Annotated in this window: 13 protein-coding genes; all 13 read left to right on the top strand. The window is 64.5% G+C overall.

Going from position 1 to position 13,849, the window contains the following annotated elements; all coding sequences use genetic code 11:
* The first annotated feature begins 144 nt into the window (after positions 1 to 144).
* The 13 genes from AC6H0R_RS14115 to AC6H0R_RS14175 all read left to right on the top strand — a co-directional run bounded on the left by AC6H0R_RS14115 (position 145) and on the right by AC6H0R_RS14175 (position 13,717).
* Entirely contained in the window at positions 145 to 1,479 is a 1,335-nt protein-coding gene (locus tag AC6H0R_RS14115) for a phage minor head protein (RefSeq protein WP_497582005.1), read from the top strand.
* Positions 1,480 to 1,599: 120 nt separating this feature from the next.
* Positions 1,600 to 2,232 carry a phage virion morphogenesis protein gene (locus tag AC6H0R_RS14120; protein WP_497582006.1) on the top strand — a complete coding sequence of 211 codons (633 nt, stop codon included), beginning with the start codon at positions 1,600 to 1,602 and terminating at the stop codon, positions 2,230 to 2,232.
* Positions 2,233 to 2,371: 139 nt separating this feature from the next.
* Entirely contained in the window at positions 2,372 to 2,758 is a 387-nt protein-coding gene (locus tag AC6H0R_RS14125) for an acyl-CoA thioesterase (RefSeq protein ID WP_497582007.1), read from the top strand.
* 330 nt (positions 2,759 to 3,088) lie between these two features.
* Complete coding sequence (locus AC6H0R_RS14130) at positions 3,089 to 3,223, top strand: entericidin A/B family lipoprotein (protein ID WP_497582008.1); 135 nt, start codon at positions 3,089 to 3,091, stop codon at positions 3,221 to 3,223.
* A 448-nt stretch (positions 3,224 to 3,671) separates the two neighbouring features.
* Positions 3,672 to 5,000, top strand: a complete 1,329-nt coding sequence (locus AC6H0R_RS14135; protein WP_497582009.1) for an oligosaccharide flippase family protein — start codon at positions 3,672 to 3,674, stop codon at positions 4,998 to 5,000.
* Positions 4,997 to 5,923, top strand: coding sequence for a glycosyltransferase (locus AC6H0R_RS14140; RefSeq protein WP_497582010.1), 927 nt, complete (start codon positions 4,997 to 4,999; stop codon positions 5,921 to 5,923). The genes AC6H0R_RS14135 and AC6H0R_RS14140 overlap by 4 nt, the downstream gene beginning before the upstream one ends.
* Positions 5,924 to 5,970: 47 nt before the next feature.
* Positions 5,971 to 7,353, top strand: a complete 1,383-nt coding sequence (locus tag AC6H0R_RS14145) for a hypothetical protein (RefSeq protein ID WP_497582011.1) — start codon at positions 5,971 to 5,973, stop codon at positions 7,351 to 7,353.
* A gap of 10 nt (positions 7,354 to 7,363) precedes the next feature.
* Positions 7,364 to 8,260, top strand: a complete 897-nt coding sequence (locus tag AC6H0R_RS14150; RefSeq protein WP_497582092.1) for an NAD-dependent epimerase/dehydratase family protein — start codon at positions 7,364 to 7,366, stop codon at positions 8,258 to 8,260.
* On the top strand, positions 8,257 to 9,435 hold the full coding sequence (locus AC6H0R_RS14155) for a glycosyltransferase (protein WP_497582012.1): 1,179 nt from the start codon (positions 8,257 to 8,259) through the stop codon (positions 9,433 to 9,435). Before AC6H0R_RS14150 ends, AC6H0R_RS14155 begins: the two co-directional genes overlap by 4 nt.
* Positions 9,435 to 10,469, top strand: a complete 1,035-nt coding sequence (locus AC6H0R_RS14160) for a polysaccharide biosynthesis protein (protein ID WP_497582013.1) — start codon at positions 9,435 to 9,437, stop codon at positions 10,467 to 10,469. The genes AC6H0R_RS14155 and AC6H0R_RS14160 overlap by 1 nt, the downstream gene beginning before the upstream one ends.
* Before the next feature lie 4 nt (positions 10,470 to 10,473).
* The gene (locus AC6H0R_RS14165) at positions 10,474 to 11,367 is read left to right on the top strand and encodes a dTDP-4-dehydrorhamnose reductase family protein (RefSeq protein WP_497582014.1); all 894 of its coding nucleotides are present in this window, start codon (positions 10,474 to 10,476) and stop codon (positions 11,365 to 11,367) included.
* Positions 11,364 to 12,503 carry a non-hydrolyzing UDP-N-acetylglucosamine 2-epimerase gene (gene wecB / locus AC6H0R_RS14170; protein WP_497582015.1) on the top strand — a complete coding sequence of 380 codons (1,140 nt, stop codon included), beginning with the start codon at positions 11,364 to 11,366 and terminating at the stop codon, positions 12,501 to 12,503. The genes AC6H0R_RS14165 and wecB overlap by 4 nt, the downstream gene beginning before the upstream one ends.
* Positions 12,500 to 13,717, top strand: coding sequence for a glycosyltransferase family 4 protein (locus AC6H0R_RS14175; RefSeq protein WP_497582016.1), 1,218 nt, complete (start codon positions 12,500 to 12,502; stop codon positions 13,715 to 13,717). Before wecB ends, AC6H0R_RS14175 begins: the two co-directional genes overlap by 4 nt.
* Positions 13,718 to 13,849 lie beyond the last annotated feature (132 nt).

The raw sequence follows: 13,849 nt of genomic DNA on the forward strand, positions 1-13,849 counted from the left end.
CTCGCGCAAGGTGCGGCACCGCACTGAAGCCGATGCTCGCCAGCACATTCACCAGCTGACCATTCGCAAGGGCTGGAGCGGCCGCATGAATGCCTACCGCTGCCGGTTCTGCGGTGGGTGGCATGTCGGGCACGGGGGGCGAGCATGGCCGTGATCGGAGCGCGGCTCGATCTTGAGCCCATGGACGCGGTGCGCTACTTCGCCAGCAAGGGCGAGCAGCTCGCCTGGGATCACACCGACGTGTGGCGCGAGGCAAACGCGCGCAGCTTCACTGTCGCCAAGGCGACCACGCTGGATGTGCTGCGGACGATCCGGATGGAGGTGGCCAAGTCCATCGGCCGCGGACAGACGTTCGAGGACTTCAAGCGCACCCTGCGGCCGAGGCTGCAGGATCTCGGGTGGTGGGGCACGCAGGAGGTGCTCGACGGTGACACCGGTGAGCTGACGCGTGCTCAGCTTGGGAGCGTCCGCCGCCTGCGCACGATCTATCAGACCAACGTGCAGACGGCCTACATGAGCGGCCGCTACAAGCGCTATCTGCAGAACGTGGCCGACCGCCCGTACTGGCGCTACGTGGCCATCATGGACGGGCGCACCCGGCCGGCGCATGCAGCGCTCAATGGCAAGGTGTGGCGCTGGGACGATCCTATTTGGCAGATCCTGTGGCCGCCGAATGGCTGGGGCTGCAGATGCCGTGTGGTGGCGCTGACGGAGGCGGAATTCAGGGCGCTGGGCGTGACGCTGGAGAACAGCACCGGGCAGATCGAGGAGCGGACGGTGGCCATCAACAAGGCCGGCGACACCGCAACTCTGCAGGGCGTGCGCTACACCGACGTCGACGGCAAGGCCAAGGTGTTCTGGCCTGATCCGGGTTGGGACTACAACGTGGGATCGGAGTGGAGCCGCTTTGATCCGGCAGCGTTCCGGCAGGATGCAGCATCGGTCGAGCCGATCACCGGACGTGAGCGTGATCTGGTGCGGGCGGTGGATGGTCAGCGCCTGTGGTCCGACATTGGCCGGCCGGACCTGCGGGCTGCTCTGGTACCGCGCCTTGCTGATCCGGGCTTGCTGCCCGAGGCCGAGTCGCGCGAACAGGCAGCGGCCTTCATGCGCGCCGTGCTTATTCCGGACGGCGAACTGAATGTGATCCGGACACCGATCGAGGATGTCGCTATTCGCCCGGAGCTGCTGCCGCACGCCGTTGAACGGCGGCAGGACGCGAGAGAGCGGTACGCCCGGTATGCGCTGGAGACACTGCGGCAGCCCTACGAAGTGTGGCTCACCGCGTACGACGACGGCACCTATCGCAAGCGCTACATCGGAGTGTTCGAGGCCGAGAGTGACCTGATGGTGGTGCTGCGGGAGAACCGCGACGGCTCGCTGATGTGGGATCTGTACAACCTGATGCAGCGCAACTCGAAAGGCTTGAACCGGTTGCGCGAAGGGGCGCTGCTGTATGCGGCGGACTGGCTGGAATGAGGGTGAGAGCGCGGCTTTTCAACACTCTGGCTTGTATCGGCTGCCTCGGCGTCGCTAACGTCGGTCGATGGGGCACGTCCCTACCGGTTTCGCACCGCGCTCACGGCTGAAGGATAGTCCATGTTCCAGTTTGAGTACAACGACGAAGCCGTTCGCGCGAAGCTGAACGAAACAATGGAGGTGCTGCAGGACGGCCGACCGTTGTTTCAGCGAATCGCTGGCGCGCTTGAGCACCACACAGAGGCCAACTTTGCTGCGCAAGGGCGTCCGAACTGGGCGCCGCTTTCGCGTGCAACGATCGCCTCGCGCACCAAGCGCAACAAGGGCAGCAGCACGCTGAAGATACTGCAGGATCGAGGCATCCTCGCCAGCAGCGTCAGCTCCGACTATGGCGCTGACTTCGCATTGATCGGTGCAGGCGGCGCGGCGCGCGACTACGCGCTCATTCACCAGGTCGGCGGCGAGATCAATCGGCCGGCCTACTCTACGAAGGTGCGGTTGCGGACCGACGCCAAAGGCAATCTCTTGCGTCAGGGTGGCGAGGGAAGCGCGAAGGGCCGCGCAGTGTTCGCGCGCGACTCGCACAAGAGAGTCCGCGAATCGTGGGCTGCGGTCGACGCGTACAAGATCACGATCCCGGCGCGTCCGTACCTGCCCTTTACCGGCAGTTCGGCCGGTGCGACGATCCAGCCCGACGCAGCGCAGTCGGTGCTCGATATCGCCCTTCAGATCCTCGCCGAACCGCTGACGTGATCGCGCGACGCGCGTTTTCGCCCCGTGCAATCTATTTGCACCAGCCGTCCCGATAAATCCCCGCCCGTCCCACTACATCCCGGATTTATCGCGCTCAGTGCCCGGTGAATATCTCAGTCGTTCTTAGCCGAACCCTTGCGTGCCGGTCGCACCGCAAGCGGCCAATACGGTACGGGTGGCGGAGGTCGTGTTTCCCGGGCATACGACGCATCGGGGCATCCTGCATGGCGGGCCGGCGATGGATTGGTTGGCCAAGGCCGGGTTTGCGGCGGCCACGCGGCATGCGCGCTGCGGCATCGTGATGGCGGCGAGCGAACGCCTGGACTTCATCGCGCCGGCCCATGCCGGCGAGGTGGTGGAGGTGGATGCGCGGGTAGTCAAGACCGGACGCAGTTCGCTGACGGTCGCAGCGCAGATGCACGCCGAGAATCCGGAAACCGGAGAGCGCCGGCACTGCACTTCGGCCAGTCTGGTGTTCGTCGCGATTGACGAGCACGGGCAATCAAGGCCGCTGGCGGGCGGATGAAGCGTATTGCCGCGCCGATTCCGTACCGGCACGGCTTGCAGTGCGTCCGAGCAGACGGGTACCGGGCAGCACGCCACAACTGCTGCGATTACATCCGCGAACATTTTGATGACCTTCCTGAAATCCCGCGCCAATCTTGGGATCTCACGCCTCCTGCGGCCACAGGAGCGGGGTTCGGGGGTGGTCAGATCCAGAGTGGCTTTCTATAGTCTGACCAACCGACATTGCTCCAGGAGCGGTGCGGCGGCGGGAAGCGCGGTTCGCACCGTGCCCCGCTGATTCTTCCCAAGGCTTCAACAAACGGGACCATTCAACCCGAAAGGAGAAAGCATGAAGAACATTACCTGGAAACTTACTTTGGCCCTGCTGGCCTCGGCCTTCGTGATTGGTGGCTGCAACACGATGGAAGGCGCCGGCAAGGACATCGAACGCGGCGGCGAGAAGATTCAGGACGCCGCCCGCTAACTGCAAGACACGGGCCGGCTGCACTGGCTGGCCCTTCCCCTCATCGCCACGCCCAAACAAGACTCTCCTCTGAGTTCAGAAACAAGCGCCTGCAACACCTCGGGCGTGGCGACCTCCACCGGCAACGACACTCCACGCTCACACAGATCCGGCACCATCCGGCCGGCGCCGATACGACCTGCGTGCTCCACCCCTTGCGGGACCAGACGTCTCTCCCACGCAAGCGCCTTCACGCCTGCGGGCTCCGGCGAAGCTGATGTATCGTGAACCGCTGTTGCGACCCGCCATGCGGATCCCGCACATGCCAAGCCGGCCCCCAAAGCGGCGAGCCCCGTACAGGGGACACACATTGTTTTGATGCCAGGCAGCTGGCCGGCGACGGTCAGAAGCGACGCCCTGGGTTTGCCCGGTACGGGATCATGAGAGCAAGAACACAAGAGTCACTGGCGTGCATCAGGAAAACGTAGGCGTTGTCTCCGGCAGCCTGTGGTCGATCGCCTTTCGATTGCTTTCGGCACTTTCCGGCTTGCTGGTGACCATGCTGATCACACGTCAGCTGAGCCAGGAGGACACAGGGCGCTATTTCAGCCTGCTCAGCTTTGTCTCGATCTTCGCCGTGGTAGCGGGATGGGGCATGAGTAGCGCGGTGGTCCGCCTGATTTCGCGCGATCTGGCCGAGGCACAACCCCAGCGCGCGGCCGGCATCATCCGGATGGCGTTTGCGGTGGTGGCCAGCACGGCCGTGCTGGTCGGCGCCTTGCTGGCCATTCCGGAGAGCCGGGCGCTGGTCTCCGGGGCGCTCAATCTCGACTCCTCGGTCTCCTTCACGCTGGTCTGGCTCTGGATCGTTCTACTCGCGTTCCAGACCCTGATCGGAGAGATTTTTCGCGGCTTTCACAACATCATGCTCGCCGCCCTGTTCGGGGGCGCCAGCAGTGCGCTGCTGAGTCTGCTCGCACTGAGCACACTGTATGTGCTGGGTGCCGCCTCATTGAATACGGTCATGGCCAGCATCATTGCAGCGGTGATCGCAAGCGTGGTTATGGCCGGTGTCGCCCTGCGCAGCCATGTGTTCCGGTTGGGCAAGGCGATTCACGGCGATGTGCGCGCCCTGCTGGGCATGGCGGCGCCCATGTGGTTCGCGCAGATGATGTTGGTGATCCTGCTGCAGGCCGACATCTGGATACTGCAGAGCACCGGCGACGCTGCCGCTGTTGCGCTGTATGGCGCTGCGGCGCGAATGACCTTGTTCATGACGCTCCCGCTTGGCGTGCTCAATGCGGCCATGATGCCCGTCATTTCTGCGTACTACACCCGCGGGGAGCATGCGCCCCTGCAAGTGCTGCTGCGCGCCTCCGCGGCCCTTGCCACCCTGCCGGCACTCGTTGCAATCGTGTTGTTCATGGCCGCCGGGCCGTCGTTGCTGACATGGTTGTTTGGTGACGCATACGGTGCGGCAGCCCCCATCCTGGTGATATTGGGGCTGGGCCAGTTGGTGAATGTGCTGTCCGGCTCCCCCGCGCACACGCTGATGATGACCGGGCGCCAGAGCGACATGATGTGGATCACGCTCGGCGCCGGGCTGCTGGCGGTCATTGCCGGTCTGATGGTAGTCAACACGCATGGCGCCATCGGGCTGGCTTGCGCCTCCGCAGCCGGGCTGGCCTTGCAGAGCCTGGGCATGTGGCTGCGCGTACGTCAGACCAGGGGCATCTGGACGCACGCCTCGTGGCAAGCGCTGCTGCACCCGCTGACCACTTTGAGGCAACTGCGATGAGTCGCCCGCTGGTCAGCATCGTGGTCCCGGTATTCAACGCCCGCGAGTTCGTCGCGGAAACGATCCGCTCCCTGCTCGCCCAAGACTACCCGGCACTGGAAATCATCGTCATCGACGATGGATCGAACGACGGATCGTGGGACGTCATCCAGAGCTTCGCGGAGCGCTGCCGCGTGTTGCAGCAGGAAAATCTGGGGCAATCGGAAACGCTCAACCGTGGCTGGGCACTGGCCAACGGGACTCTGCTCGGCTACCTGAGCGCCGACGACACGCTCGCGCCCGAAGCGATATCCGCGCTGGTCGAGGCGCTGGAAGCCAACCCTCAGGCAGCGCTTGCTTACCCGGACTACTGGCTGATCGATGAAGCCTCACGGCCGTACCGGGAAGTGGTGGCGGGTGACTTTGATTACGCCGACATTCTGCTCAACGGCCACTGCCCGACCGGTCCGGGCATGCTGTTCCGCAAGTCCGCCCTGCAGCGGGCCGGGGGCTGGAACCGCCAGCTCAGACAGATCCCGGACTACGATTTTCTGCTGCGCCTGGGATTGTGCGGGCACGGAATCCATCTTCCACGCAGACTCGCCAGTTTCCGCGTTCACCCGGCCTCCCAGACTTTCTCGGTCGCCGACGAGGCAAGAGTCGCTGAGCACCGCCAGGTGATCGACAGCTACTTCTCCCGCAAGGACATCGCTCCCCGGTTCCGCCAGCAGCAGGCCCGGGCGGAAGCCAATGCGTCGATCCTGATGGCGAGGGGGCATTTGCGTGCCAGACGCTTCCGGAACGCGCTGGCGTGCTGGGGCGACGCCCTTGGGCAAAGCCCCGGCGTCATGCTGCGCACCCGGACCTGGCGACTGCTGCTCAATGGCCTGTTCGGACAGCTGATCCACCAATGGCGTGTACGTCACAGGAAGGCCGGGACATGACTCTGACAACGCGTCCCGGACAACACCGACGCATGTGGCCATGGGCCTTGCCGCTGCTATCGGTCTGGGCTGTGCTGGCGGGCAAGACCTATTTCAGCCTTGGCGCCGATCCGTGGCTTCTGTCGCTGTTCCACCTCAGCTTCCTCAGCATGCTGTTGCTGGCACTCTCCAGACCACGAGTGGATGCGTACAGCTTCCTCGCGCTGTTCCTGTTCCTCGGGTTCTGGGTCAAGTTTGTCGCTCATCAGTGGTTTGACTATCCGTTCATCGAACCGACCGGGGCGTTCAACGGAAGCACGGGACAATGGAATACGGCCCTCGCGGCCGCCGGCGCTGCGGCGCTCGGTGTCATGTTGGCCCGCGTGCTGCAGCTGTTGAGCCGTCACTGGCGACACCTGCATGAGGCGGCCGAGTCTTCTCCGCCCGACTGGTACCTGCGCTCACCCGCAGCGCTCTGGCCACTCGTGGCGGTATTCGGCGTCATCTTCTATGCACTGAACTTTCATTTCGCGTTCTATGTAACCGGCGTGGATACGCGCCTGACGCTGCCGCTGAAGCTCAACGTAGCCGTCAATTGGCTCGCATACTGCGGTATCGGCATGGTGGTCATGCTGATTGCGGACTGGGAATTGCGACGCCGTCCGGATCGCCTGGGCTTGCCGGTCATGGCGCTATGCGCGTTCGGTCTGGTCATGTCGGTCTCGCTGGCCAGCCGGGCCAGCAGCCTTTTCGTGTTCAGTGCCTTTGCCATGGCCTGCCTGGCACATGGACGCATCGCACTGCCGCGCTTTTACCGAGAGGGTGGGTGGAAATGGCCAGTCCTCATGGTGGCTACCTTGGCACTCAGCCTGACGCTGGTATCCATGGTGCGTTTGAACACGTATGAAGTGGCCGGCCCCGTGACGACCGACAAGATGAACATGCCTCCTGAGCAAATGCTGCGCCAGGTTGCGCTGCTGGGCGTTGACCGCTGGATCGGCCTGGAGGCCATGCTGTCTGTGGCCTCAAGCGACGCACGAGGCCCCGAACTGCTGGCGGCAGGACTGACAGAGAATCCGGCCGCCGGGGTCAATGCGCTGTTCCAGCGCCTCGCCCACTCCACCTATGTCGAGCAAGCCGGATTCACTTACCTGACGCTACCGGGCTTGCCGGCCATCCTCTTCTACAGTGGCTCGTTTCTGCTGGTGGCGCTCGGGATGACGGTCGCGACTGCGGCGATCACAGCGCTCGACGGCATCGCATGGCGCCTCACCGGCAGCCGGCTGGTGGTGGCCTGGCTGGGCCTGCTGTTGGCCAACACGCTGTGTCAGATGAGCTTTCCGTATCTTTCCCTGGTGTTCTTCATCAACACCTTGCTGGCGATGCTGGGCTACTGGATGCTCAGCCGCCTGTTGCCGCTCGCTCAACCGGGGAGGATTCACCATTCCTGAGAGCACACTGATAGCCCTTACCGGCGCCGACGGCTTTGTTGGGCACCACCTGGTCGCCGCCTTGCGCAAACGTCCCGCATACTCGCTGCACCTGCTGGTCCGCCAGCAGGCGGACGGGGGCGAGCGCCATCTGGGCGACCTGCGGAATGCCGACAGCCTGCACACCTGCCTGCACGGCTGTCGGTGTCTGATCAATCTGGTGGACCCTCAGTCGGACGACGCGCTGCGCAATCTCGCCCGCGCCGCGCGAGACGCCGGCGTGGAGCGCGTCGTGCACCTGAGTACGGCAACCGTCGTGGGCCGATGCCGCGACCGGGTCATCACCGAAAAGAGCCCGTGCGCTCCGCGCAATGCCTACGAAGCCCGGAAACTGCGGGCCGAGGAAGTACTGCGCGACGAACTGGGCCCTGCAGTGGACTTCGGCATCCTGCGGCCGACCGCCATCGTCGGCGCGGGCTCGAAGAACCTGCGCAAGCTGGCGGTCGGCATTCTCCGCGGTCCGACATGGAAGCGCCGGCTCTTGCGATGCCTGCATGGTGACCGGGAGATGCATCTGGTCCCGGTGGAGGCGGTCGTGGAGGCCCTGTTGTTTCTTGTCGGGTCCGGCGAGCCCCTGAACGGTGAAGCCTTCATCCTCAGTGCCGAGGGAGACCCGCTTGACCGCTACCAGCCGCTCGACGACTACCTCAGCGATCTGCTTGGCGCACCCAGGCTGGCTACCGGGCCTTCGGTGCCTCCCGCCATGCTGGGTGGCCTGTTGCGGCTGGCGGGCCGGTCCTTGATCGACCCCCGCCAACGGTTCTCGAGCGACAAGCTGCGCCGGCGAGGCTTTCGCCCCACCATCGCCCTTGCACCGTCCATCACGGCCTTCGCCAAGGAATTCGGCCAGCGCGAGGACAACGCATGAAGGTGCTGTTCGTCTGCGACGCCATCGATCCCGCCCTGGGGGGAGGCACGGCGGAACGAAGCTTCCAGCTGGCGCGCGCCCTGCAAGCGGTCGGCGTGCAATCCGCGCTGCTCGCCACCAGCCAGGGCCTGACCAGTCAGCGCCGCGACGAGTTGAGCGGGCTGCACTGCACCTTGCCGCGCAGCATCGGGCGCAGATTCTTCTTCCCGCTGATTTCCCCGTGGCGCATCGCGGAACAGGTGCGCTCAAGCGATATCGTCCACATCACCGGACACTGGGGAGGCCTCGGTGCGTTGGCCGGATGGTGGGCCATGCGCCTGGGACGCCCCTATGTCTACTGCCCGGCCGGCTCCTTGCCGCTGTTCGGCCGCTCGCGCTGGATCAAGCGGATCTACAACCGCGTCATCGGCACGCGCCTGGTCCGCAACGCGGCGTGCTGCATGGCCGTTACTGACATGGAGAGGGAGCACTTCCGGGAGTACGGTGTGCCGCCGGAGCGGGTCGTCGTCCTGCCCAACGGCGTTGATCCGCAGCTACCGGATGACATCGCGCCGCAACGCGCGCGGACGCGCTACGCCGTGGGAGACGCCCCGCTGCTGCTCTTCGTCGGCCGCCTGAGCCTGATCAAAGGCGCCGATCTGCTGATCGAGGCCTTTGCCGACGTTGCGTCGCAACACCCTGACGTGCGCCTGCTGCTTGCCGGCCCGGACGCCGGACAGCAGCAGCAACTCGCGCAACAAATCCTCACGCTCAGGCTCAAGGACCGGGTCCAACTGCTGGGTACAGTAAGCGGACGGGAAAAGCTTGAGCTCATGGCTGCGGCGGATTGCCTGGTGATTCCGTCGCGCCACGAAGCCATGTCGTTGGTGGTTCTGGAAGCCGGGCTGCTGGGCACTCCGGCGCTCATCACCGACCAATGCGGCTTTGACGAACTGGAGCGGGAAGGCGGCGGCCGCGTGGTGCCGGCAACCGTCGACGGCCTGGCGTGTGGTCTGGCGTCCGTTCTGAACCAAACTGACTGCCTGCCCGAACAGGGCCGGAGGTTGCGCAATCTGGTGCTGCGCCGTTACACCTGGCCGCTGCTGGCAAACGACTGCCTGCGCCTGTACCAGCACTTGCTCCCGGGGCATCATCACGTCCCCTTCGACAACCCGAAGGAAGAAAAGGATAGCTAATGTTTTGCGATGGACGCCTGCTCATTACCGGCGGCACGGGATCGTTCGGCAACGCCGTACTGGAGCGTTTCCTGCACAGCGATCTGCGTGAGATCCGCATCTTCAGCCGCGACGAGAAGAAGCAACACGACATGCGGCTGCGCTACGCGCACCCCAAACTCAAGTTCTACCTGGGCGACGTGCGCGACCACCAGAGCTTGCTGGACGCCATGCGCGGCGTGGATTACGTCTTTCATGCAGCGGCCCTCAAACAGGTGCCGTCCTGCGAGTTCTATCCGATGGAGGCCGTTCACACCAACGTGCTGGGCACCGAGCATGTGCTCAACGCGGCACTCGCCTGCAAGGTGCGGCGGGTCATCTGCCTGAGCACCGACAAGGCGGTGTATCCGGTCAGTGCCATGGGCATCAGCAAGGCGCTGATGGAGAAGGTTGCCAAGGCCAAGGCCCGCCAGCTGGAGGACGCCGACACCACCGTCTGCATCACCCGCTACGGCAATGTCATGGCTTCGCGCGGCTCGGTCATTCCGCTGTTCGTTCAGCAGATTCTGGCCGGCAAGCCGCTGACGATCACCGACCCGCTGATGACCCGCTTCATGATGACGCTGGAGGAAGCCGTGGAGTTGGTGATGTTCGCGTTCGAGCATGGACAGAACGGCGACATCTACGTGCAGAAGTCTCCCGCCACGACGCTGGCCACATTGGCGCGCGCGTTATGCGAAGTGTTCGACGTGCCGGAGCACCCCGTGCGCGTCATCGGCACACGGCACGGCGAGAAGCGCAGCGAAACCCTTCTCAGCCGGGAAGAGACGGCCCTGGCCGAGGATTGCGGCAACTACTTTCGCGTCCCGCCGGATGATCGCGACCTCAACTACGCGAAGTTCTTCGAAGAGGGAGAGTTGAGCATTTCGACCGCGCAGGACTACAGCTCCGACAGCACCCGACAACTCGATCTCGAACAAACCAAGACGCTGTTGCGCGGCCTGCCGCTGATTCGGTCTGCACTGCAAGGACTGACGCCAAAGGTGGAGTACTGAAGCCATGCGCGTACTGATCGTTGGCGCCGGCGGCATGCTCGGCTACACCCTCTACCGGCTGTTGAGCGACGCGCAGGCCTTGCAGGTCCACGGCACGCTGCGCACGCCGTTGCCGCCGGGCTGCCCCACTGCGACAGGCGTGTTGCATGAAGGCATCGACGTAAACGGGCACGGCGCCCTGGAAGCGCTAATGCAGCGCGTCCTGCCGGATGTCGTGATCAACTGCGTCGGCCTGGTCAAGCAACTGGAAAACGCCAACGACGCGGTGGCCGCCATCGAACTGAACGCCTTGCTGCCGCATCGCCTGGCGCGGCTGTGCTCGGCACTCCACGCCCGGCTGATCCACTTCTCGACCGACTGCGTGTTTGCCGGTACGCGCGGCGACTATCGCGAGAGCGAGGCTTCCGACGCCGACGATCTGTACGGGCGCAGCAAACGCCTGGGCGAGGTCGACTACGACGACCACCTGACACTGCGCACTTCGATCATCGGCCACGCGCTAATCCATCAGGTGAGCCTGATCGACTGGTTCCTCAGCCAGCATCAGCCCGTGAAGGGCTTTGCCGGGGCCGTTTTCTCCGGCCTGCCGACCGTGGAAGTCGCCCGGCTGCTGGTCGAGCGCGTGTTGCCATGTCGCGAGCTGCAGGGGCTCTACCACCTGAGCGCCGAGCCGATCGACAAGCACCGCCTGCTGCGCATGGTGGCCCGCCAGTACGGCCACGATCCGGGCATCGAGCAAGTGCATGAGCCCAGGCTGGACCGATCCCTCAACTCGGATCGTCTGCGCCACACGCTGAACTACACCCCGCCGGACTGGGAAAGCCTGGTCGCGACCATGCACACCGACTACGCAAGCACTTACGCGCCGCTGCGCGCGACATCGGGAGGACTTTCGTGAAACGCCTGAAGGTCATGACCATTCTGGGCACGCGCCCGGAAATCATTCGCCTGTCGCGAATCATCGCCGTGCTCGATCGGCACTGCGAGCATTGCCTGGTCCACACGGGCCAGAACTATGACTATGAACTCAGCGAGGTGCTTTTCGAGCAGCTCGACCTGCGGCGGCCGGACGTGCTGCTGGACGCCGCGCAGGCAACGCCGGCGGCAACCATAGGCCGGATCATCGCGGCTGTCGATGAGCTGCTGGAGCGTGAGCAACCCGATGCCGTGCTGATCCTCGGGGACACCAACAGCAGCCTTGCAGCCATCGCGGCAAAACGTCGCAAGGTACCGATCTTCCACATGGAAGCCGGCAATCGCAGCTTCGATCAGCGCGTACCGGAAGAGATCAACCGCAAGATCGTCGACCACATTGCCGACATCAACCTGACCTACAGCGATATCGCCCGGGAGTATCTGCTGCGAGAAGGTCTGCCGCCCGACCGCGTAATCAAGACCGGCAGCCCGCTGCGGGAAGTGCTCGCGCATTACCGCCCCAAGATCGACGCATCCCGCGTGCTTGACGAGCTTGAACTGACACCGCAGGCCTTCTATCTGGTCAGCGCACATCGCGAGGAGAACGTTGATTCGCCGGAACGTCTGAAGCAACTCGCCGATACGCTTTCCAGCCTCGCGGACGACAGCAACAGACCGGTGATCCTGTCTACGCACCCGCGCACGCGCAAGCACATCGAGCGACTGGGGCTGCAGTTCTCAGCGCAGGTGCGCCTGCTCAAACCGCTCGGCTTTCTCGATTACGTCCGCCTGCAGTGCGAGGCGCGGGCGGTACTCTCGGACAGCGGCACCATCACCGAAGAGTCCTCGTTGTTGAACTTCCCCGCCCTCAATCTGCGTGAAGCCCACGAACGCCCGGAAGGCTTCGAGGAAGCAGCCGTGATGATGGTGGGCCTCAACCCCGAGCGTATCCAGCAGGGCCTGGCGATTCTCGAAGGGCAAGGGCGTGGGCAGGAGAGACAGCTGCGGATGGTCGCCGACTACGCCGTGGACAATGTATCCGAGAAGGTCCTGCGCATCCTGCACAGCTACACCGATTACGTGAACCGCGTGGTCTGGCACAAAGAATCTGGCCGATGAGGATTCTGATCCTCAGCCAATACTTCTGGCCCGAGAATTTCCGCATCAATGACCTGGCCGCGGAACTGGCGGAGCGCGGGCATGAAGTCACCGTTCTGACGGGCATCCCGAATTACCCGGCCGGCCGGGTCGATGAGGCGTTTCGCGCCAATCCCGGCACATTCTCGCGCTACGGCAAGGTCAACATCGTGCGCGTCCCCATGCTGCCCCGCGGCACGGGGCGCCTGCGGCTCGCTTTGAATTACCTGAGCCATGCCCTGAGCGCATCGGTGATCGGCCCCTGGCGCTTGCGCGGGCAGGCGTTCGACTGCATCTTCACCTTCCAGGTATCACCGGGCACCATCGGGCTCCCGGCCGTGGTGCTGGGTCGCCTCAAGCGCGCAAGACGGGTCTTCTGGGTGCAGGACCTGTGGCCCGAATCCCTCCGCGCCGTCAGGGCCATTCGCTCTCGCGCACTGCTGGGGGTGGTCGGGCGTTTCATGGCGTGGGTCTACCGGCACACGGACCTCCTGCTGGTGCAGTCCTCCGCATTCATTCCGCAGTTGCGCGAGCGCGCTCCCGCGACGCTGCCAATCCGATACATGCCCAATTGGGCCGACACGCATGCTCCAGGACAGGCGGCCGCCGAGCCACGGCAGAATTCCGGCACCTTCGACATCTATTACCTGGGCAATCTGGGCGAGGCACAGGATTTCCCGGCCGTTCTGGCGGCCATCGAGCATCTGAGGGGCGAGGACGTACGCTGGCATTTCGTCGGCGACGGCAGCGCAGCCGGCTGGCTGCAGGCCGAAGCAGCAAGGCGCGGGCTCCAGCAAGTAGTGAGCTTCCACGGCCGGTTTCCCGCAGCGGAAATGCCGGACTTCCTTGCCCGGGCCGATGCGCTGCTGGTTTCCCTGAAGCCGGACCCGCTGTTTGCGCTGACCATCCCCAGCAAGGTGCAAACCTATCTTGCTTCCGGCGTGCCAATTTTGGCCATGCTGGATGGCGAAGGCGCGCGCGTGGTCGAGGAAGCGCAAGCCGGCCTCACCTGCGCTGCCGGCGACGCTCGGGCGCTGGCAGCCAACATCCGGCATTTACGCGCACTGCCTCACGAAGCACGGGTCAGGATGGGGGCATTTGCTCGCGCGTACTACGACCGGGAGTTCGGCTTCCCGGCTATTGTCGATCGCCTCGAAACATGGCTGACCGAGCCAGACACCACGGCTGCGCCTTGATCCACGCGTCTCGCTGATCGCGCCACGGATACATTGGAAACACCCCGTAGCGAGCCATTACAGCCCGGATACTTGCCGCCCCCTAGTCTGGCGTTGTGGCTGCGCGACATCCCGCCGTGCGGACCAATGAGA

This window comes from Pseudazoarcus sp. NS36, from assembly GCF_059703705.1.